The organism is Marinobacter sp. RI1, from assembly GCF_041155085.1.
Taxonomy (GTDB): domain Bacteria; phylum Pseudomonadota; class Gammaproteobacteria; order Pseudomonadales; family Oleiphilaceae; genus Marinobacter; species Marinobacter nauticus.
The window spans coordinates 3,613,055-3,632,697 of sequence record NZ_AP031605.1; the positions used below are offsets into that span (position 1 = coordinate 3,613,055).

20 protein-coding genes and 1 other RNA gene are annotated in these 19,643 nt (G+C 57.2%); 3 read left to right on the forward strand and 18 right to left on the reverse strand.

Annotated elements, in window-relative coordinates:
* Window positions 1-14 precede the first annotated feature (14 nt).
* The 9 genes from mraY to rsmI form a co-directional block, all read right to left on the reverse strand.
* Complete coding sequence (gene mraY, locus ACAM27_RS16385; protein WP_014420633.1) at window positions 15-1,100, reverse strand: phospho-N-acetylmuramoyl-pentapeptide-transferase; 1,086 nt, start codon at window positions 1,098-1,100, stop codon at window positions 15-17.
* On the reverse strand, window positions 1,085-2,482 hold the full coding sequence (murF, locus tag ACAM27_RS16390; RefSeq protein WP_369612315.1) for a UDP-N-acetylmuramoyl-tripeptide--D-alanyl-D-alanine ligase: 1,398 nt from the start codon (window positions 2,480-2,482) through the stop codon (window positions 1,085-1,087). The genes mraY and murF overlap by 16 nt, the downstream gene beginning before the upstream one ends.
* On the reverse strand, window positions 2,479-3,963 hold the full coding sequence (locus tag ACAM27_RS16395) for a UDP-N-acetylmuramoyl-L-alanyl-D-glutamate--2,6-diaminopimelate ligase (RefSeq protein ID WP_369612316.1): 1,485 nt from the start codon (window positions 3,961-3,963) through the stop codon (window positions 2,479-2,481). The genes murF and ACAM27_RS16395 overlap by 4 nt, the downstream gene beginning before the upstream one ends.
* A gap of 3 nt (window positions 3,964-3,966) precedes the next feature.
* Entirely contained in the window at window positions 3,967-5,709 is a 1,743-nt protein-coding gene (locus tag ACAM27_RS16400) for a peptidoglycan D,D-transpeptidase FtsI family protein (protein WP_369612317.1), read from the reverse strand.
* 30 nt (window positions 5,710-5,739) lie between these two features.
* Window positions 5,740-6,144, reverse strand: coding sequence for a cell division protein FtsL (gene ftsL, locus ACAM27_RS16405; RefSeq protein WP_014420629.1), 405 nt, complete (start codon window positions 6,142-6,144; stop codon window positions 5,740-5,742).
* A gap of 26 nt (window positions 6,145-6,170) precedes the next feature.
* Window positions 6,171-7,130: a 16S rRNA (cytosine(1402)-N(4))-methyltransferase RsmH gene (gene rsmH, locus ACAM27_RS16410; RefSeq protein ID WP_369612318.1), complete on the reverse strand. Its 960-nt coding sequence runs from the start codon at window positions 7,128-7,130 to the stop codon at window positions 6,171-6,173.
* Window positions 7,127-7,579 carry a division/cell wall cluster transcriptional repressor MraZ gene (mraZ, locus tag ACAM27_RS16415; RefSeq protein ID WP_011785920.1) on the reverse strand — a complete coding sequence of 151 codons (453 nt, stop codon included), beginning with the start codon at window positions 7,577-7,579 and terminating at the stop codon, window positions 7,127-7,129. Before mraZ ends, rsmH begins: the two co-directional genes overlap by 4 nt.
* 310 nt (window positions 7,580-7,889) lie before the next feature.
* An RNA gene (gene rnpB, locus ACAM27_RS16420) (RNase P RNA component class A) lies at window positions 7,890-8,240 on the reverse strand.
* A 38-nt stretch (window positions 8,241-8,278) separates the two neighbouring features.
* Window positions 8,279-9,142 (reverse strand): 16S rRNA (cytidine(1402)-2'-O)-methyltransferase, encoded by an 864-nt coding sequence (gene rsmI / locus ACAM27_RS16425; RefSeq protein ID WP_369612319.1) that lies wholly within the window; start codon window positions 9,140-9,142, stop codon window positions 8,279-8,281.
* A 144-nt stretch (window positions 9,143-9,286) separates the two neighbouring features.
* Here rsmI and ACAM27_RS16430 point away from each other — a divergent pair, with 144 nt between their 5' ends.
* From ACAM27_RS16430 to ACAM27_RS16440, 3 genes are read left to right on the forward strand one after another with little or no spacing between them, the layout of a single operon-like run.
* Window positions 9,287-11,140 carry a penicillin-binding protein activator gene (locus ACAM27_RS16430; RefSeq protein WP_369612320.1) on the forward strand — a complete coding sequence of 618 codons (1,854 nt, stop codon included), beginning with the start codon at window positions 9,287-9,289 and terminating at the stop codon, window positions 11,138-11,140.
* A gap of 6 nt (window positions 11,141-11,146) precedes the next feature.
* Complete coding sequence (locus tag ACAM27_RS16435) at window positions 11,147-11,518, forward strand: YraN family protein (RefSeq protein ID WP_014420625.1); 372 nt, start codon at window positions 11,147-11,149, stop codon at window positions 11,516-11,518.
* Between the two features lie 9 nt (window positions 11,519-11,527).
* On the forward strand, window positions 11,528-12,118 hold the full coding sequence (locus ACAM27_RS16440; protein ID WP_011785924.1) for an SIS domain-containing protein: 591 nt from the start codon (window positions 11,528-11,530) through the stop codon (window positions 12,116-12,118).
* Window positions 12,119-12,147: 29 nt separating this feature from the next.
* On the opposite strand, the gene ACAM27_RS16445 is transcribed toward ACAM27_RS16440, so the two are convergent.
* The 9 genes from ACAM27_RS16445 to prfC form a co-directional block, all read right to left on the reverse strand.
* The gene (locus ACAM27_RS16445) at window positions 12,148-12,552 is read right to left on the reverse strand and encodes a ClpXP protease specificity-enhancing factor (RefSeq protein ID WP_206769525.1); all 405 of its coding nucleotides are present in this window, start codon (window positions 12,550-12,552) and stop codon (window positions 12,148-12,150) included.
* A 57-nt stretch (window positions 12,553-12,609) separates the two neighbouring features.
* Window positions 12,610-13,239, reverse strand: coding sequence for a glutathione S-transferase N-terminal domain-containing protein (locus ACAM27_RS16450; RefSeq protein WP_011785926.1), 630 nt, complete (start codon window positions 13,237-13,239; stop codon window positions 12,610-12,612).
* Between the two features lie 104 nt (window positions 13,240-13,343).
* Window positions 13,344-14,099: a cytochrome c1 gene (locus ACAM27_RS16455; RefSeq protein WP_369612321.1), complete on the reverse strand. Its 756-nt coding sequence runs from the start codon at window positions 14,097-14,099 to the stop codon at window positions 13,344-13,346.
* Window positions 14,099-15,331: a cytochrome bc complex cytochrome b subunit gene (locus tag ACAM27_RS16460; RefSeq protein WP_183580835.1), complete on the reverse strand. Its 1,233-nt coding sequence runs from the start codon at window positions 15,329-15,331 to the stop codon at window positions 14,099-14,101. Before ACAM27_RS16460 ends, ACAM27_RS16455 begins: the two co-directional genes overlap by 1 nt.
* Window positions 15,331-15,924 (reverse strand): ubiquinol-cytochrome c reductase iron-sulfur subunit, encoded by a 594-nt coding sequence (petA, locus tag ACAM27_RS16465; protein ID WP_014420621.1) that lies wholly within the window; start codon window positions 15,922-15,924, stop codon window positions 15,331-15,333. Before petA ends, ACAM27_RS16460 begins: the two co-directional genes overlap by 1 nt.
* 239 nt (window positions 15,925-16,163) lie before the next feature.
* The gene (gene rpsI, locus ACAM27_RS16470) at window positions 16,164-16,556 is read right to left on the reverse strand and encodes a 30S ribosomal protein S9 (protein WP_011785930.1); all 393 of its coding nucleotides are present in this window, start codon (window positions 16,554-16,556) and stop codon (window positions 16,164-16,166) included.
* A gap of 12 nt (window positions 16,557-16,568) precedes the next feature.
* The gene (gene rplM, locus ACAM27_RS16475; RefSeq protein ID WP_011785931.1) at window positions 16,569-16,997 is read right to left on the reverse strand and encodes a 50S ribosomal protein L13; all 429 of its coding nucleotides are present in this window, start codon (window positions 16,995-16,997) and stop codon (window positions 16,569-16,571) included.
* A 202-nt stretch (window positions 16,998-17,199) separates the two neighbouring features.
* Window positions 17,200-17,991, reverse strand: a complete 792-nt coding sequence (locus ACAM27_RS16480) for a TatD family hydrolase (RefSeq protein ID WP_369612322.1) — start codon at window positions 17,989-17,991, stop codon at window positions 17,200-17,202.
* Window positions 17,992-18,014: 23 nt separating this feature from the next.
* A complete protein-coding gene (gene prfC / locus ACAM27_RS16485) occupies window positions 18,015-19,595 on the reverse strand; it encodes a peptide chain release factor 3 (RefSeq protein WP_022991995.1) in 1,581 nt (526 codons plus the stop codon).
* Window positions 19,596-19,643 lie beyond the last annotated feature (48 nt).

Below are 19,643 nucleotides of genomic sequence, written 5' to 3' on the forward strand. Positions count from 1 at the left end.
GCCGTAGCAATTTCCTATCGGATTTTCAGACTGGCCAGGCCAATCAGAACGAGAACAACAGTGATAACCCAGAACCGGACAATGACTCGTGGCTCGGGCCAGCCTTTCAATTCAAAATGATGGTGCAGCGGCGCCATCCGGAAGATCCGCCGACCCGTGAGCCGGAATGAGGCCACCTGCAGAATCACAGAAATGGTTTCCATCACGAACACACCGCCCATGATGAACAACACGATTTCCTGCCGTACGATGACGGCCACTGTACCCAGGGCGGCTCCCAGGGCAAGGGCACCGACATCGCCCATGAATACCTGAGCCGGGTAAGTGTTGAACCACAGGAACCCGAGACCCGCACCCACCAGGGCTCCACAGAAAATGATCAGCTCACCGGTTCCGGGCAGATGCGGAATCAGCAGGTAATTGGCGAACTGGGCATGGCCCGAGAGGTAAGCAAAGATGGCCAGAGCTCCCGCCACCATGACGGTTGGCATGATGGCCAGACCATCCAGACCGTCTGTAAGGTTTACCGCGTTGCTGCTACCGACAATCACGAAGTAGGTCAGCAGAATGAACAACACCGGTCCCAGGGTCAGCGAGACATTTTTCAGGAACGGCAAATAAAGCGAGGTTTCCTGGGGCAGTGAAGCAGTGACATAAAGCACAATCGCGGCCGTGGCCCCGATCACCGACTGCCAGAAGTATTTCCAGCGTGCCGGCAGGCCCCGGGGATTGCGTTCCACAACCTTACGGTAGTCATCCACCCAGCCAATGGCACCGAACAGCAGGGTAACCAGCAACACCACCCAGACATAACGATTGGTCAGATCCGCCCACAGCAGGGTGGAAATGGCGATGGCCACCAGAATCAGAGCGCCGCCCATCGTCGGCGTACCAGCCTTGCTCAGGTGAGTCTGGGGGCCGTCATCACGCACGGCCTGGCCGATCTGGTACTGACTCAGCTTGCGAATCATCACCGGACCGATCACCAGCGAGATCAGCAGCGCCGTAAGAATGCCCAGAATCGCCCGCAGTGTCAGATACTGAAACACCGTCAGCGACGAAAAGTATTGCGATAGTATCTCTGTCAGCCAGAGCAGCATGGGTTCTTCACCTTTTTCTGAATTCCCTCCACCACGCGATCCATGGCGGAACTACGAGAACCTTTCACCAGGACCGTCATAGCACCATTCCGGTCCGCCACAATGGCGTTCACCGCCTGCTCATGACTCGGGAAAAACTCTGTCTCGTCACCAAATCCGGTGCCGTAGCCGTTACCCCCGGCTCCAACCACCATAAGCTTGTCAATTCCTCGGGCGCGGGCATGTTCACCCACCTGCCGGTGCAACTCTTCGGCTTCATCGCCCAACTCAGCCATGGCGCCAAGCACCGCCAGCCGCGGCGCCGGGTACGACGCCAGCACATCCAGCGCCGCCTTCATGGATGCCGGATTGGCGTTGTAACTGTCGTCAATCAGGGTCAGATCCGGGGCCGGCTTGAGCACCTGGAGGCGCCCCTTCACCGCTTGCACCTGCATGAGCCCGGACTGAACCTGCTGATCCGTCGCTCCCAGTTCCCTGCAGGCCGCGAGAGCCAGCAGAGCATTGGTGATGTTGTGTTCACCGGGCAACCCCAGCACCAGATGACAGCGCCAGCTGTCTGGCCCCAGCACCAGGAATTCAAACCCCTGGTCAGTGGCCATGATCGCCTCCGCGTGGTAATCCGCGGCCGGGTGACCCATCCGGGAAACACCCAGCACCCGCCGTTGGCCCGCACGGGCATGCCACTGATCGAAGGCGGGATCGTCCCGGTTCAGCACGACGGCTCCATCTGCCGGCACGCCATCAATAATCTCGCCTTTGGCCAGAACAATATTCTGGTAACTGCCAAAACCCTCCAGATGCGCCTGCCCTGCATTGGTCAGAATCGCAACCTGAGGACGTGTAATCGACACCGTGTGAGCGATTTCGCCAAGACCACTGGCCCCCAGCTCGATGGCACCGAACTGGTGATCCGGCGTCAGCCGAAACAGGGTCAGCGGAACACCAATGTGATTATTGAGATTACCTTCAGTCACCAAGGTCGGCCCCATGCCGGCGAGAATGGCCCCGGTCATTTCACGAACCGTGGTTTTGCCACTGCTGCCGGTAATCGCCACCAGCCGGGCCGCGCTTTCGCTGCGATTGCCGCTGGCCAGATCGGCCAATGCCTGAACCGTATCGCTAACGACCAGTTGCGGAATGGCAACATCGGTGATCTCGGTGTCCACTACTGCGGCGACTGCGCCCTGTTTCAGGGCCTGGCCAAGGAATTCATGACCATCAAACCGCTCACCGCGCAGAGCAACAAACAGCTGCCCATCTCCAACCGATCGGGTATCGGTGGAGACGCCATCAAACCAGAGTTCACCCGCATCAGTGCGCGCTCCTGCCAGGGTGGCCTGAAGCCACTCGCGAGCTTCCGCCAGCGAAAAGGCGCGCATCATGCCACACCTCCATTCAGGTTCAATAGATGGCGTACCTGCTCGGCGTCGCTGAACGGCAACTTCTGGCCCCGGATCTCCTGATAGGCTTCATGACCTTTACCTGCAATCAGCACCAGATCATCCTCATTGGCCATACCCAATGCCTCGGCAATTGCCTGAGCGCGGTCGTGAATCACCTGCCAGCGACCAGCCTGAGTGAAACCAGCAGAAATGTCGCTGACAATCCGTTCAGGCTGCTCGGTACGCGGGTTGTCGTCGGTTACGATGACGTAATCCGCCCGCTTTTCCGCTTCTTTCGCCATTTCAGGCCGCTTGCCGGGGTCCCGGTCGCCACCGCAACCGAACACACAGATCAGCCTGCCCCGGGTGTGGGGCCGCAATGCTTCAAGGGCATTGGCCAGGGCATCAGGCGTGTGGGCGTAGTCCACCACCACATGTTTGCCGGTTGAGCCGGTGAATCGTTCAAGACGCCCAGGGGGCGGTGACAGCTCCCTGACAACGGACACCGCCCGCTCAACCGGTACGCCAAGCGTCAGTACGGTAGCCAGGGCTGCCAGAACATTGCTGGCATTGAAACTCCCTAACAGGGGGACAGTAAGATCAAACTCGCCCCATTGCCCATCGACCCTGGCACGGAACCCTGAGGCCGTGGGCGTAAATTCCTTCAACCAGAGTTCCATCTGGGCTTCATGCAGACTGTAACGAACGCGGTCACACTGGCCCTCAAGCTGACCGTAAAGCTGCCGGCCAAACGGATCGTCAAAATTGATCACTGAGAAGTGCAGTTCTTCCCGCAGGAACAGCCTGGCCTTGGCCTCACCATAGGCTTCCATGGAACCGTGGTAATCCAGGTGATCACGCGTGAGGTTGGTGAACACCGCACCGGTCATAGTCAGGTTATCAACCCGCCCCTGATCCAGAGCGTGCGACGACACTTCCATTACGGCAGCCCGACCACCCTCATTGCGTATGCGGTTCAATACCCGGTTCACCTGGACCACATCCGGCGTGGTATGCGTGGCCGACTCGATACTGCCCGGCATGCCATAACCCAGGGTACCCAGCAGCCCGCAGGGCGTGCCGGTTTCCCGTAACAACTGGGAGATGTATTGGGTCACCGACGTCTTGCCATTGGTGCCGGTAACCCCGATCACTCTCAGATGGCGCGAGGGATGCTCGAAGAAGCGATCAGCAATTCGGCCCAGACGGGCGCGCAGACCAACCACGGGCACAATTAACGCGCCGTGGCGCTCATGGCACTGCCGCTCCTGCTCGGACTCAAGCAGAATAGCCGTGGCACCGGCGCTGATGGCCTGATCCATATAGTGCTCTGCGGGCGTTCGTGCCCCGGCCAGAGCAATAAAGGCGTCACCGGGCTGCACTTTCCGGCTATCCGTCTTCAGTCCGTGGATAGTGACATCGAAGACCGATGGCACCTCAATAATGCCCTGAAGCAAGGTGCTGATGGATGTGATGCACATGGCTTAACCTCTCCCTCCGGAAGTTACTTGCGAAACGCGTGTTTCACTGACTTCCAGTTCAGGCTTCACATTCAGCAGTCGCAGCGCGTCACCCATCACCCGGGCGAATACCGGCGCGGCAACTTCTCCGCCGTAATATTCTCCGGCCTGCGGCGCATCCACGGCCACAACGGTTACAATTCTGGGGTCATCAATCGGTGCCATACCGGCAAAGATGGCCTTATATTGACTGTCTTCGTACCCGTTCGCTCCCACTAGGTGAACGGTCCCGGTTTTGCCTCCGGCCGCATACAGCCCGGGCTGGGCGCGCTTGCCAGTACCACGGGCAACCGCCTGTTTGAGCATGTCCCGCACGGCCCTTGTCACCTGTTCAGACAGTACACGTTGCCCCTGCGGCCTCTGCTCCTGCCTCATCAGGCTGAGGGGGTAACGAATTCCACCATTGGCAATAACCATATACGCCTGTGCCAGTTGCAAGGCGTTAACGCTCATGCCGTAGCCATAAGACAAGGTGGATTCTTCTACCGGCCGCCATTTCGGGGGGGCCGGCAAAACACCAACGGCTTCCCCAGGGAAGCCGATACCAGTTGCCTGGCCGAGGCCCAGGCGGGCATAGAGGTTTCTCAGAGTATCGCCACCCAGATCCGTTGCGATGTTGCTCACCCCGACGTTGCTGGACTTGACAATAATCTCCGTCAGATCCAGCACCCCGTAATTGCGATGATCCCGAATGGTGAAACGACCAAACCTCCGAAAGCCCGGGGAAGTATCAATGGTGCTGTTAACCGTGTATTCCCCGGACTCCAGAGCGGCCGCTATCGTCAGCGGCTTCATGGTTGAGCCGGGCTCGAACAGATCTGTAATGGCCTTGTTGCGCAGGTTTTCCGCGGCAAGCTGTGACCGGTCATTCGGGTTGTAGGAACCTTGATTGACCATGGCCAGCACCTCACCGGTGTCGACGTCCAGCATCACCAGCGTGCCGCCGCGAGCCTTGTGAGCACCGACCACCGCCTTGAGCTCCCGATAGGCCAGATACTGCAGCCGGAGATCAATACTCAGTTCCAGGTCTTTCCCGGGACGGGCATCGCGGATAAGCATCAGATCTTTGATCACGCGCCCACGGTTATCCTTGAGCACCCGCTTCTGGCCCGGCTCACCGGTCAACCATTTGTTGTAGGCTAACTCGATACCTTCCTGGCCATGCTCATCGATATCAGTAAACCCGACCACATGAGCGGTGACTTCTCCCGCCGGGTAATAACGACGATATTCCTGCCGGGCATAGATACCACCGACACCTAGAGCCAGCGCTTCACGCGCCATTGAGGGCTGCACTTTGCGGCGCAGGTAGATAAATTCGCGGCCAGCATACTGGCGCAATCGCTCCCGCAGCGCGCCCTCAGACAACCCAAGAATTCGGGCAAGCACCGCCAGTTGGGGATCTTCGGGATCGGTTTCGGAAGGATTTGCCCACACGGTCTGAACTGGCGTACTGACGGCCAAAGGCTCGCCATGACGATCCGTCACCACGCCTCGATGGGCATCGATAGATTCAACGCGTATGGTTCTGACATCTCCCTGCTTGCGCAGGAAGTCATTATCCACCACATGAAGATCCACCAACCGCCATCCAATGCCGGCCACAACCAGCAGAAAAACGCCCAGCACAGAGCCGAAGCGCCAGGCTTTCAAGCCTGTCACCAGCCTCTGCTTCCAGCTGTTTGTGTGCGTTCCCTGACCGGACACTTCAGTTACCCCGGATGGTTATTGTTGGTTTTAGTTCGCTGCCAGCGGTGACATCAAAGGCACGAGTACAATGTCCTGCCGCCCGGGCACCACCATATTGAAGCGCTCAGCAGCGAGTTTCTCGACCCGCCCGTGAGCGCTCAAAGCACTCTGCTCCAGCAACAGTTGACTCCACTCACGCTGATAAGCATCGCGCTGCTCCTGCAGACCCGACAACGTATTGAACAGCTCGCGGTTCTCATGGGCACTGACCACCACCCCGATGGACGACAGCGTCAGTACCGCCACCAACACCAGAGTAACCAGAACCCGACTTTCCCGTGTTGCATCAAACACCTGACGGGACAAACGAACGGCTGTCGCAACACCCTCGCGAACCCGCTGTTTGTTTATCCTGTTGGTTTTTACTGGTTGCTCAATCGCTACCGCGCCCATGGCGTCGCGCTCCCCTGCGTTTTCGATTAATTCGCTTTACGTTCAAGCACTCGCATGACCGCGCTGCGAGCCCTGACGTTTTCAGTAATTTCCTGCTCATTGGCCTTGCTGGCTTTACCAATCAGCTGAAATCCGGACTCTTCCTGCTCCGCCGTGACCGGTATCCCCTTCGGCAGCTTTGGCCCCCGCGCCAGATCACGCATAAAGCGCTTGACCAGACGATCCTCCAGAGAGTGAAAGCTGATCACCACCAGGCGCCCACCGGGAGCCAGGCGATCAACTGCCGCGGCCAGACCGGCTTCCAGGTCCTCGAGCTCCCGGTTGATAAAAATCCGGATAGCCTGAAAAGCCCGGGTGGCGGGGTGCTTGTGCTTCTCTTTCTTCGGCACGGCCTCCGCAACCAACTCCGCCAGCTGCCGCGTGGTTTCAATCGGCTGCTCCTGACGCCGCTCCACGACAAGACGAGCGATACGGCGAGAAAACCGCTCCTCGCCGTATCGCCAGATCACATCTGCGATTTCCCGCTCATCAGCCTCGGCCAGCCACTGGGCAGCACTCGGCTGCTGCTGCGGATTCATTCGCATATCCAATGGACCGTCCCGCATGAACGAAAAACCGCGGGAAGCATCATCCAGTTGTGGCGAAGACACCCCAAGATCCATCAACACGCCATCAACCTGTGACCAACCCTGACGTTCAAGCACAAGATCCAGTTCGGCAAACGAGCCCTGGTACCACTGAAACCGGGAATCCTCAGATGCCAGCTCTCTGGCGACGGCAATAGCTTCCGGGTCTTTATCAATACCCAGGAGCTGACCATCCTGACCGAGCTTGCCGAGAATCAGACGACTATGACCGCCCCGGCCAAACGTGGCGTCGACAAAACGGCCATTTTCATCTGCAACCAGATAGTCGACCGCTGCATCCAGCAGTACCGAGCGATGCTGATAGCCTTCATTGGCCTGATCGTCCTGGCATGCGGTCATAGCGACAGCGCCTCCATTTCCGGCGGCATTTCCTCGTCGGCTGCGGAGGCATCAAGGTAAGCATTCCAGCTTTCCTCACTCCACAGCTCATACTTCTTGCCAAGCCCGACCAACATCAGCCGTTTTTCAAGATTGGCGTGATTTCTGAGGGTCTGCGGTACCAGAATCCGGCCGGACGCATCCAGCTCCATAAGGGCAGCGTTACCCAGAATGAGGCGCTGCAGGCGCTTGGCCGCCTTGTTCATGTTGGGCAGCGCCTCGATTTTCGGGCGCAGCACTTCCCATTCCGGCTCGGGATAGAGCAACAAGCATTTCTCCTCATCGGCGTTGGCTGTCAATACAATACGGCCACCGCAAAGCTGCGCGAGCTCTTCACGCACCTTTGTCGGGATCGCCAGGCGACCCTTCGCGTCCATATTGATGGCATGACTGCCAAGAAAATTGCTCATTAACGTCTAGTCCGAGGTTTTCATTTCCACAAAATTCCACCAAAAACCACTTTTTCCCACTCCCGCACACTATAGAAACACGCAAATAACAATGCAAGCGCCGCGACAGGCACCACACACAGGAAAGTTCCTTTAACGACAAGAGGTTACAAAGCAGAAACGGAACGAAGCGTTAAAAAGACGTAAAGAAAAGGATAAAAAACAAATACCTGCAGACACCTTTAGATAGCCAACTTCAGGTTTAAGATTTTTTGGCTATAAAAGGTAACTTGTGAGAAGGATGCGGATCACATCCGAATAATCGGGAAAAGAGGCGAGCTCGCCGATAAGCCGGGTTCTGTCTTGGACAGTCATTCATCTAGGGCCTGCGTCACCACAGGCCTCAAGCAACCTACCCGAATCCAGCGCGGGCCACGCCATTGGATTCCTATTTGGTCTTGCTCCAGGTGGGGTTTACCATCGCCGTGGACTGTTGCCAGCCACGCGGTGCGCTCTTACCGCACCATTTCAACCTTACCGGCGCCCGAAAGCGCTTAGGCGGTATACTTTCTGTTGCACTTTCCGTCGGCTCACGCCGCCCAGGCGTTACCTGGCACCTTGCCCTGCGGAGCCCGGACTTTCCTCCCCCGGATCAACCGGCGGCGACTGTCTGGCGAGCTCGGCGCTGACAATACCCGCGTGCGGGCAGGCATGCAAGGCTTAATCGCCCTTTAGCTGCAGCGCTCGCTGATACAGTTCATTTTTTCCGATGCCGCTGACTTCCGAGACGATTTTCGCTGCCTTTTTGACCGGCATCTCTGCAACAAGCAGCTTTAACAGCTTATCGGCATCCAGATCGAGCGACGAACCGGCCACGACATCGTTACCCCGGACCATCACCACGAATTCGCCCCGACTGCCATGCGGGTCGGCCTCCAACTCCGCCAATACCTCTTTAACCGTCCCAGTGTAGAAAGTTTCAAAGGTTTTGGTCAGCTCTCGACCGAGCACACACTCCCGACCATCGCCAAACTCATCAACCAGATCCTGCATCAGGTCCAGAATTCGATGGGGGGATTCGTAGAACACCAGAGTGGCAGTCTGTTCACGCAATTCCACGAGCACTGAACGTCTACCCGCCCGTTTAGCCGGCAAAAAACCTGCGAAAAGAAAACGATCCGTCGGTAAACCTGCCGCCGACAATGCCGCAACCAGCGCACACGGACCGGGGATAGGGGAAACCGGAAAGCCCGCCTTTCTGGCTTCACGTACCAGGATGTACCCGGGATCGGAGATCAACGGGGTGCCGGCATCGGAAATCAGCGCCACTTGCTGCCCTTCAGCAAGGGCAGAGAGGATTCTGCCAACACGATCCCTCTCATTATGATCGTGTAGCGCCAGCAAAGGCTTGCTCAGGCCCAGGTGCTGTAGCAGGCGCGAGCTGTGACGGGTGTCCTCCGCAGCGACCAGATCCGCCGCAGCGAGCACCTGCCGGGCACGATCAGAAAGATCGGCCAGATTACCGATGGGCGTGGCAACAATTGAAAGCCGGCCACCGACAACGCTTGCTACAGAACTGGACATAATAAACTCCACTGAAGTGAACCGCGGCGCCGCTATTTCCGGCCCATGACTGTCCCGTCATGTGAAATGCGCCGGGAGCTGGTAAACTTGCCAGCTAAAACGCGGCACCACAAGCCCAACGATTCAGAGAGTACCGAGCCCGCCATGACAAATCGCTTCCGTCACAGCCCAATTCTGGCCCTGATCACCCTCGTTCTGTTCTATCTGGGCGGCTGCGCCACCGTCAATCTCGATGAACATATTGCACAAAGCCCGGAGCAGGCACTGTCACTGGCCAGCGATGAACGTGATCCGGTGGTTGGCCAACGCTATCTATTAAGGGTGGCCAGCCGATTCCAGGATCAAGGCCGCCACGAAGATGCCCGAGTCATTCTCCAGGCCCCCGCTCTGGAAAATGCTCCGGAGGACATCGCCAGACAACGCTTACTATTGTCCATGGCCAGTGCCAGCGAGTTACAGGACGGCCAATGGGCTGAGCAGCTCGCCACAGATAGCACCCCAGAAAGCTTTCTTTCCTACCCCGCGGAGTTAATGTCCCGGGCAGCCATGCTGCAGGCCCGGACCTATGAGCTGGCCGGACAACCTTTGGACGGGGCACTGACGTTGATCCTGCTCAGCCAGACCGACTCCAGCACTTCCCCGCAGGAGGTGCATAATCGCATTTGGCAATTGCTCAAGCCCATCAATCGCTCAACCCTGCAATCCGCCTCCAACAACGCTCTCGGATTCGAGGTTCAAGGATGGCTTGAGCTCGCTCTGCGCCTTCGCACCAAGGGGGCCAGCCTGGATGATCAGGGGCGCCTGATCCGGCAATGGCAGAATAACTGGCCCGGACACCCCGCAGCACAGGTGCTCCCCATGGATCTCGCCCTGCTGGCTGAACTTGCAGCAAGCCGGCCGGAGAAACTGGCATTGGCGGTTCCGCTTCAAGGTGCCCTCGCCAGCGCCGGCAAAGCGATTCGCGACGGTTTCCTGGCCGCCTATTATCAGGATGAGACCACGGACCGCAGTAAAACCGATATTCGGGTCATCGACACCTCCACCGGCTCTTTTTCCGAGCTCTACGAGGAACTCTCCAATAGCGACATTGATTTGATTGTTGGCCCGCTGGACAAGGAAGCACTGTCCCAGCTAGCTAACATGAACACGCTGCCGATTCCGGCACTGGGCCTGAACTACCTTGGCCCGGATGCCCGTATCCCGGACGGCCTTTATCAGTTCGGGCTATCTGCCGAAGACGAGGCGCGACAGATCGCCGACAGACTCGATGCCGAGAACATCGAACAGGTTCTCGTACTGATTCCCCACGGCGAATGGGGAGACCGGGTTGAAGCCGCCCTGCGAGCGAGGATGGACCAGCTCGGGTTGCGAGCGCTCGACATCGAACGCTTTTTCCCGGAAGACAACCTTCGCTCGGTGACAGCTGACCTGCTGGGCATCACTGCATCCCGCCAGCGGGCCATTCAGGTGGAGCGAACAATTGGCCTGAATGTGGAATTTGAACCTCGCCGCCGTCAGGATGCCCAAGGCATCGTGCTGGTTGCCGCACCCACGGTTGCCCGCCAGTTCAAGCCGCTGTTCGCCTTCTACTATGGCGGTGATCTGCCGGTATACTCACCTTCCATCGTGTACGAGGGTACGCCGAATCCGGGCCGGGACCGAGATATTGACCGGGTCTTCTTTACGGACATCCCTTGGGTATTGGCCGAGACGAATCCCCTGCGGGAAGAATCGCGCCAGTATCTGAGTGGCACCACCGGGCAACTGGGGCGCCTTTTCGCCATGGGCGCCGACGCCTGGCAACTGAGCAAGCGCTTGCCGCTTCTACGCCAGGTTGAAGATGCCGCCATTGAAGGGCAAACCGGCATTCTGACCATGGATCCTGACGGCAGCATTCATCGCGAACAACGCTGGGCACAATTCCAGGGGGGAACACCCAAACTGCTTTCTCCGACGGTTCCCCGGGAAAGTGAACCCGCCCCGACTGCAAACAACTGATAACCGATGGCCAGGGAAGGCTCCAGAAAACTCGGACAGCATTACGAAGGTGTCGCCGCGCGGTATCTGGAAAGCAGAGGCATCCGGATTATTGAGCGGAACGTGCACAATCGTGGCGGCGAGATCGATCTTATTGGAATGGATGCCGAAGCACTGGTGTTCTTTGAAGTTCGCTTCCGCGCTGATGGTGCGCTGGTGGATCCGATAAGCTCGGTGTCCGCAGTGAAGCAGCAGCGCCTGGTGCGTGCAGCCTCATTCTACCTGCACCGCCACGGGCTCTGGGACCGGGTCAGCCGGATCGATGTTATCGGCATCACACCAGGCCACTCCAGCAAGTACCGTATACAATGGATCAAAAACGCAATTCAGGCAGACTGACCAGAAACCATGACCGACACCGAACAGAGAATCAACCAGTGGTTCGCCAGCCATATGGAGCACACAGCGCAGGCGGCAAGCACCGCTGGTCCCGCCATTGAGCAGGTAGCGCAGGCATTTGTTGACGCCCTGCTCCAGGATGGCAAGATCATTACCTGCGCCAATGGCAACGCCAACGTACTGGCCCAGTATTTCTGCACGGCATTATTGTCCCGCTTTGACCAGGACCGCCCCGCACTACCGGCAATCAACCTTGGGGCGGACGCCACCACTTATTCCGCTATCTGCCGTGACAATCGATTTAACGACACCTTCTCTCGTCAGGTCAGAGCCATTGGCAAGCCCGGCGACCTTCTGTTTGTGATCGTGGATGACGGCCACAAGGCAAACCTGATCCAGGCCATCCAGGCTGCCCACGACCGGGAAATGAGGATTGTGGTGCTGAGCGCAAGGGAAAAATCCGACATCACTTCCCTGATGCACCCTGAAGACCATGAAATCGCACTAAACGATTTGCCGCCAAGCGAGGCCACGCCCTTACTGCTGGTCATCATCAACGCCTTCTGCGACCTGATTGACCACAAGCTTTTCGGAGGCTAATAAAAAAGCCGGCATCGCCGGCTTTTTTATTACTTGACCACTTTCAGGGTTGGCCTGCCATTCGGGCGGTCTTCCGCTCGCCGTGACGACTTGGGCTCACCTCCACCCTCCGGATCGGGAGAGCCAGGCTCACTGCCAAACACCATGCCCTCGCCGTTCTCCTTGGCATAGATGGCCATAACTGCTTGCAACGGGATGAAGACCTGCATCGGCACACCACCGAAACGAGCGCTGAATTCCAGCGCACCATTGCCAATCACCAGTCCGCGCACGGCGCCGGGGCTGATATTGAGCACAATCTGGCCGTTGGCAACGTGCTCAGTAGGCACCTGAACACCCTGAATGCCGGCATCCACCACGATATACGGGGTACAGTCGTTATCGAGGATCCATTCGTTCAACGCGCGGACCAGATAGGGACGACTGGATGTCATGGCGATAGTCATGTCAGACACTGCTTAACTCCTGCCCTGAAATACGGGCGCTGACAATCAGCTGCGAATATCTTCTTCCAGATCCGAAAGGCTTGCCTTGAAGCCTTCTCTGGCAAAGATGCTCTCCATGTACTTCTGCAAAGGCTTGGCCTGCTTTTCATTCAGCTCAATACCCAGAGCCGGCAAACGCCACAGGATCGGCGCAATACAGCAGTCCACGATGGTGAACTCTTCCGACAGGAAGAACGGCATTTCGGCAAACAAAGGTGCCGTGGCCAGAAGGCTTTCCTTGAGTTCCTTGCGAGCGGCATCGCTGGCCTTGGCCCCCGGCTGCGCCAGGATCTGATCAACCAGTCCGCACCAGTCTTTCTGGATGCGGTGAATCATCAGGCGGCTGTTAGCCCGGGCAACGGGGTAAACCGGCAGCAGCGGCGGATGAGGAAAACGCTCATCCAGATACTCCATCATGATGTTGGGCTCGTACAGAACCAGGTCCCGATCTACCAGGGTTGGCAGGGCGTTGTACGGATTCATATCCGCCAGTTCCGCCGGCGGGTTGTCCGGATCCACATCCACGATATCAACAGTGACACCTTTCTCAGCCAGGACAATACGCACCCGGTGACTGTAGTGGCTTGCGGGATCCGAGAAAAAAGTCATTGATGACCGCTTGGTCACAACGCCCATATAGCTACCTCACGATTCTAAAAATCGAAACAATGCAAAACGCAAAAATCCAGCGAGCCTTAAAGACTCGCTGGAATCAAGGCAACGGGATTATACCCTAAATCTTAGTGTACGTCTTTCCAGTACTCGCGGTTGAGCAGGTACGCGAAGACGAAGAAGATCGCCACAAAGATCAGCACGAAGATACCGAGACGCTCGCGCTCCACCTTGACCGGGTCGCCCATGTAGGACATGAAGTTGGTCAGATCCCACATGGCCTGATCAAACTCCGCACCGGACATCGAGCCTTCCGTTGCATAATCCGGGCAAGCGTCTGCGTTATTGACGTTACCGCTCAACGGCTCGACAGACGCCCCGACACCAATGTTCGGCTTCACGGCGCACAGGCCCTGCATCTCGACCAGAATGTGAGGCATACCAACGTTATCGAACACCACGTTGTTTACGCCCAGTGGCCGGGAATCGTCCTTGTAGAAGCCCCGAAGGTATGAATAAACCCAGGACTCACCACGCAGACGGGTTTCCAGAGTCAGGTCAGGTGGCGGCGCACCGAACCAGCCGGCGGCCATATCCTTGCTCATGGAGTTCTTCATGAGCTCACCGATCTTGGCACCGGTAAAGATCAGGTTTTCCTCGTAAAGCTCGACAGGGATATCCAGATCATCCGCAACACGCTTGTAGCGGGCGTACTCCATGGAGTGACACCCCATGCAGTAGTTGGTGAACAAGGCAGCACCGCGCTGCAGAGACGCCTTGTCCATATGATCCGGCTCCATAGGATCGAGAGGAACCGCGGCACCGGCCGCCAGGCCAAGCGCTGGCAGGAGTGCGATGAAAAGACCAACAATCAGCTTTTTCATTATCCTGTCACCCTCTCTGGAACTGGCTTGGTGTTCTCCATGCGCGTGTAGAACGGCATCAGAATGAAGTAGAGGAAGTACAACACTGTCAGAATCTGAGCGACAGTCGTGCGACCTTCTGTTGCGGGAACCAGTCCAAGGTAGCCAAGGATTACGAAGCTCACCGCAAAGATTGCCAGGGCAATCTTGCTCAACCAGCCCTTGTAGCGGATTGAGCGGACAGGACTTCTGTCAAGCCACGGCAACACGAACAGAATCGCAATCGCACCACCCATGACCACAACACCCCAGAACTTAGCCGGCAGCCCCATAAAGTCTACCGTCACCGCCCGCAACATCGCGTAAAACGGCGTGAAGTACCAGACAGGCGCGATGTGATCCGGTGTCTTCAGGGCGTTGGCCGGTTCAAAGTTCGGTTTTTCCAGGAACAGACCGCCCATCTCCGGGAAGAAGAAGACAACGATGAAGAAGATGAAGAAGAACACACCCACGCCCAGCAGGTCGTGAACGGTGTAATACGGGTGGAACGGAATACCGTCTTTCGGAATACCGTTTTCATCCTTGTTCTTCTTGATGTCGATGCCGTCGGGGTTGTTAGAACCCACTTCGTGCAGCGCCAGGATGTGAAGAACAACCAGACCCAGCAGAACGATTGGCAGAGCAACCACGTGCAGGGCAAAGAAACGGTTCAGGGTGATACCGGAGATCAGATAGTCACCACGAATCCACAGAGACAGATCTTCACCGATGACCGGAATCGCACCAAACAGGTTAACGATTACCTGGGCACCCCAGTATGACATCTGGCCCCAGGGCAGCAGGTAGCCCATGAAGGCTTCTGCCATCAGCACCAGGTAGATCAGCATACCGAAAATCCAGATCAATTCCCGCGGCTTCTGGTAGGAACCGTACATGAGACCACGGAACATGTGCAGATACACCACCACGAAGAACGCAGATGCGCCGGTCGAGTGCAGGTATCGCAGCAGCCAACCCCACTCCACATCACGCATGATGTATTCCACCGAGGCAAACGCCCCCTCGGCAGACGGGTTGTAGCTCATAGTCAGCCAGATACCGGTCACTAGCTGGTTGACCAGCACCAGCATTGCCAGTGAACCGAAGAAATACCAGACGTTAAAGTTCTTCGGCGCGTAATACTTGGCCAGGTGCTTGTTCCAGGCCTCAACGATTGGCAGACGCTCGTCTACCCAGTTAATCAGCTTTTGCATCACGCGGCCTCCGGATCAAGACCAATGGTCATGGTCACATCATCGTCAAACCGGTACGGCGGAACCTCAAGGTTCAGCGGCGCGGGTTGAGCCTCATAAACCCGACCGGCCATGTCATAGCGGGAACCGTGACACGGGCAGAACAACCCACCAAGCCAGTTTTCACCCAGATCAGCCGGCGCAACCTCTGGCCGGTAGGAGGGCACGCAGCCCAGATGGGTACAGAGCCCCACATAGACACCGAACTCTGGCTTGATCGCGCGCAAGGGCCCCTGGATATACGAAGGCTGCTGAGGCGCCTCCGACATCGGGTCCTTCACTGCGTCATTGAGCTTCTCGATATTCGCCAGCATTTCTTCCGTTCTGCGGATAATCCAAACAGGCTTACCTCGCCACTCAACGGTGATTTGCTGACCCGGTTCGATTTTGCTGATATTGACGGTTACCGGTGCACCGGCCGCTTCCGCTTTCGCACTGGGGTTCCAGGACGCTACGAAAGGAACGGCTGCACCGACGACGCCGACACCACCTACCACGGACGTAGCACCGATCAGAAACCGGCGCCGGCCTTGGCTCACGTCGCCATTACTCATTATGGTTTTCTCCCATCAGGCGAGGCACAGACGCGGAAAAACCGGCACTGCGCTTCGAAAAGGACTTCACAACCCAAAAATATAAGCGCTGAAATGGTAATGAAATTACCCCCCGCTTACAAGCCGGAAAGGTCGGCAGGCGAGCCTATCCCTGCGCCAGATCAAAAATATTTCCGGAGTACAGATATAAAAAAAACCCGGCCACAAGACCGGGTTTTTCCAAATCGACTGAACGTCGATTAACGCTTGGAGTACTGCGGACGCTTACGCGCTTTGCGCAGACCCACTTTCTTACGCTCAACCTTACGGGCATCACGGGTTACGTAACCCGCTTTGCGCAGTGCCGGACGCAGAGTTTCGTCGTAGTCCATCAGAGCGCGAGTCAGACCGTGGCGAATGGCGCCGGCCTGGCCACTGATGCCGCCACCCTTTACGGTAATGGCGATATCGAAACGATCTTCGGATTCGGCAACCACCAGCGGCTGACGAACAATCATGCGCAGGGTTTCACGACCGAAAAAATCTTCGATAGTGCGACCGTTGATGGAGATGTTACCGCTACCCGGCTTGATAAAGACGCGAGCCGTGGATGATTTGCGGCGACCAGTACCGTAATTTTGTGCTACAGACATATTCGCCTTCCGTTAGATGTCGAGTTCTTTGGGCTGCTGGGCGGCATGAGCATGCTCAGCGCCTGCGTACACTTTCAGCTTCTTGAACATGGCGCGGCCAAGCGGGCCCTTCGGAAGCATGCCTTTTACGGCCTTCTGAATGACTTGCTCGGGAGCCTTGTCAACCAGCTTCTCGAAATTGATGGATTTGATTCCACCCGGAAAGCCGGTATGGCTGTAATACATTTTAGCCGATGCCTTTTTGCCGGTAACCTTCACCTGGCTGGCATTGATAACAATGATGTAGTCGCCAGTGTCCACGTGAGGGGTATACTCAGGCTTATGCTTGCCCCGCAGACGAAGGGCGATTTCGGTTGACAGACGACCCAGCGTCTTGCCGGCTGCGTCTACAACGTACCAGTCACGTTTTACTGTTTCTGGTTTCGCACTCAGAGTCTTCATTGATTCCGCCTTGAACGCTATATAAGAAACGTTAAAAACCACCACCGGTACATGCAAGGCATCCGGAGGAGGTTCATACCTGTATGTTGCGCTGCCATCATTCGGGGCTGAGATAATGACATCGCCTTGAAAAGCCAGGGCGCGAAGTATACTCGAACCCCTATCGAATGCCAACCCCGACCTATGCTGTTTCGTTAATCCCCTATGGGCGTGGAACCAGAGCTCCCGGATCTATCCGGTAGAGCTTAGCGGTATTGGCCAGCAATGATTCGGCCAGCAACTCCCGGGGCTCACTCCGCAGATCTGCCAGGGCTTCAAAAATCTCCGGCAAGTGGATGGGCGAATTCTGCCCTTTCGCCACTCCGGCCGGCGCCATATCCGGCGCATCGGTTTCCAGAACCAGCGCATCCACCGGCAACCGGGCGATGGTATCCCGGGTTTTCCGGGCCCGGTCATGGGTTATCACTCCGCCCACGCCGATGAAGCAGCCCAGGTCAATCAGCTTTTGGGCCTGCTGATAGCTGCCCGAGAAGCCGTGAACCAATGCCCGCCCGTTCCATCCGGCGCGTTTCAGACTACTGTGCACCAGATCATGGCTCTTGACGGAGTGAATCACCAGCGCCAGACCGAGCCGCTGAGCAATATCAATCTGGGCCTCGAACCAGGGTTCCTGCTCAGACAGATCGCCTTTGAGGGCGTCCAGACCACACTCTCCAAGGCCAACACAGGCTTGGGGCGCGGAAGACAGCAACCTTTCAAGCTCGGCCAGATCGTCAGCGCCGTGCTCCTGAATAAACCAGGGGTGAATACCCAGACAGTACCAGAGACCCTTCTCTGCATCTGCCATGCTCGCCACACGCTGCCAGTCCTGCCGCCGGCCCCCCGGAATCACGACCGCGCAAACTCCAAGGCTGGCCGCCTGCGCCAACACCGTCTCCCGATGCCCGTCAAAAAACGGGAAATCAAAATGGCAATGGGCGTCTACCAACTGCATGGCGGCCTCCTCCCGGAAGCGAATCAGTGCTCCCGGGTCTTGTGGAACTGGATATCCGGATAACGCTCCTGAGCAAGATTCAGGTTCACCATGGTCGGCGCGATGTACGCAAGGCGATCTGCGCCATCCAGTGCGACGTTGTCCTGATTCTTACGCTGGAATTCGTCCAGTTTACGCTCATCGGAACAGGTTACCCAACGGGCAGTTGCCACGTTGATGGGCTCGTAAACCGCTTCCACCTTGTATTCACTTTTCAGGCGGGCGACAACTACATCAAACTGCAGCACACCCACCGCCCCGACGATCAGATCGTTGTTCTTCAGCGGACGGAAGACCTGAACAGCACCCTCCTCGGAAAGCTGGATCAGGCCCTTCTGTAATTGCTTGGCTTTCAGCGGATCTTTCAATCGAATGCGCCGGAACAGCTCAGGGGCGAAGTTCGGGATACCGGTAAACTTCATGTCCTCGCCCGCCGTAAAGGTATCACCCAACTGAATGGTGCCGTGGTTATGCAGGCCAATGATGTCACCGGCAAAAGCTTCTTCCGCATGCTCACGGTCACCAGCCATGAACGTGAGCGCATCGGAGAACCGAACATCTTTACCGATACGGACGTGCCGGGCCTTCATGCCTTGATTGTAACTACCTGACACGATCCTCAGGAAAGCGATACGGTCCCGGTGCTGTGGATCCATGTTTGCCTGAATCTTGAAGACAAAGCCGGAAAAGCCATCCTCGGTCGGGGTCACCTGGCGCACATCCGTGGCCCGGGGCTGAGGGGCCGGCGCCCAATCCACCAGACCATCAAGCATGTGATCAACACCGAAGTTGCCAAGCGCTGTTCCGAAAAACACCGGGGTCAGCTCACCAGCCAGGAAAGCCTCCTGGTCAAATTCATGGGAAGCCCCTTTGACCAGCTCAATCTCATCACGAAGGTCGGAAGCGTAATTGCCGATGGCCTCATCCAGCTCCGGGTTGTCCAGACCTTTGACAACACGTTTTTCCTGAATGGTATGCCCCTGGCCTGACTGATAAAGAATCACTTCGTCCCGCAGCAGGTGGTAAACCCCCTTGAACCCCTTGCCCATACCAATGGGCCAGGTAATCGGCGCACAGGCAATCTTCAGTACGTCTTCCACTTCGTCCATCAACTCGATGGGGTCCCTGGTATCCCGGTCCAGCTTGTTCATGAAGGTAAGGATCGGGGTGTCACGCAGGCGGGTCACCTCCATCAGCTTGATGGTGCGCTCCTCAACCCCTTTGGCACTGTCAATCACCATCAGACAGGAGTCGACGGCGGTCAGTGTCCGGTAGGTATCCTCGGAGAAATCTTCGTGACCCGGTGTATCCAGCAGGTTGACCAGCTTTCCACCATAGGGAAACTGCATCACCGACGTGGTGACGGAAATACCCCGTTCTTTTTCCATCTCCATCCAGTCAGACTTGGCGTGCTGTCCGGATTTTTTGCCCTTGACGGTTCCCGCCTTTTGCAGGGCCTGGCCGAACAACAGCACCTTCTCTGTGATGGTGGTCTTACCGGCATCCGGGTGCGAGATGATCGCAAAGGTGCGGCGCTTGGCCACTTCCTGGGAAAGGTTAGGCATAAACTCTGGTGACCTGAATCGAGATGGATGAAAGCCGAGCATTATACG

Excerpts from the sequence above, each read along its gene's own strand:
- ACAM27_RS16440 (WP_011785924.1), top strand. The coding sequence starts at position 11,528 with ATGACCGACACCGAACAGAGAATCAACCAGTGGTTCGCCAGCCATATG.
- mraZ (WP_011785920.1), bottom strand. The coding sequence starts at position 7,579 with ATGAGCAATTTTCTTGGCAGTCATGCCATCAATATGGACGCGAAGGGT.
- prfC (WP_022991995.1), bottom strand. The coding sequence starts at position 19,595 with ATGCCTAACCTTTCCCAGGAAGTGGCCAAGCGCCGCACCTTTGCGATC.
- rsmH (WP_369612318.1), bottom strand. The coding sequence starts at position 7,130 with ATGACCGCATGCCAGGACGATCAGGCCAATGAAGGCTATCAGCATCGC.
- ACAM27_RS16450 (WP_011785926.1), bottom strand. The coding sequence starts at position 13,239 with ATGGGCGTTGTGACCAAGCGGTCATCAATGACTTTTTTCTCGGATCCC.
- ACAM27_RS16455 (WP_369612321.1), bottom strand. The coding sequence starts at position 14,099 with ATGAAAAAGCTGATTGTTGGTCTTTTCATCGCACTCCTGCCAGCGCTT.
- murF (WP_369612315.1), bottom strand. The coding sequence starts at position 2,482 with ATGATGCGCGCCTTTTCGCTGGCGGAAGCTCGCGAGTGGCTTCAGGCC.
- ACAM27_RS16480 (WP_369612322.1), bottom strand. The coding sequence starts at position 17,991 with ATGCAGTTGGTAGACGCCCATTGCCATTTTGATTTCCCGTTTTTTGAC.
- rpsI (WP_011785930.1), bottom strand. The coding sequence starts at position 16,556 with ATGTCTGTAGCACAAAATTACGGTACTGGTCGCCGCAAATCATCCACG.
- petA (WP_014420621.1), bottom strand. The coding sequence starts at position 15,924 with ATGAGTAATGGCGACGTGAGCCAAGGCCGGCGCCGGTTTCTGATCGGT.
- ftsL (WP_014420629.1), bottom strand. The coding sequence starts at position 6,144 with ATGGGCGCGGTAGCGATTGAGCAACCAGTAAAAACCAACAGGATAAAC.
- ACAM27_RS16395 (WP_369612316.1), bottom strand. The coding sequence starts at position 3,963 with ATGTGCATCACATCCATCAGCACCTTGCTTCAGGGCATTATTGAGGTG.
- ACAM27_RS16435 (WP_014420625.1), top strand. The coding sequence starts at position 11,147 with ATGGCCAGGGAAGGCTCCAGAAAACTCGGACAGCATTACGAAGGTGTC.
- ACAM27_RS16460 (WP_183580835.1), bottom strand. The coding sequence starts at position 15,331 with ATGCAAAAGCTGATTAACTGGGTAGACGAGCGTCTGCCAATCGTTGAG.
- ACAM27_RS16445 (WP_206769525.1), bottom strand. The coding sequence starts at position 12,552 with ATGACATCCAGTCGTCCCTATCTGGTCCGCGCGTTGAACGAATGGATC.
- mraY (WP_014420633.1), bottom strand. The coding sequence starts at position 1,100 with ATGCTGCTCTGGCTGACAGAGATACTATCGCAATACTTTTCGTCGCTG.
- rsmI (WP_369612319.1), bottom strand. The coding sequence starts at position 9,142 with ATGTCCAGTTCTGTAGCAAGCGTTGTCGGTGGCCGGCTTTCAATTGTT.
- rplM (WP_011785931.1), bottom strand. The coding sequence starts at position 16,997 with ATGAAGACTCTGAGTGCGAAACCAGAAACAGTAAAACGTGACTGGTAC.
- ACAM27_RS16430 (WP_369612320.1), top strand. The coding sequence starts at position 9,287 with ATGACAAATCGCTTCCGTCACAGCCCAATTCTGGCCCTGATCACCCTC.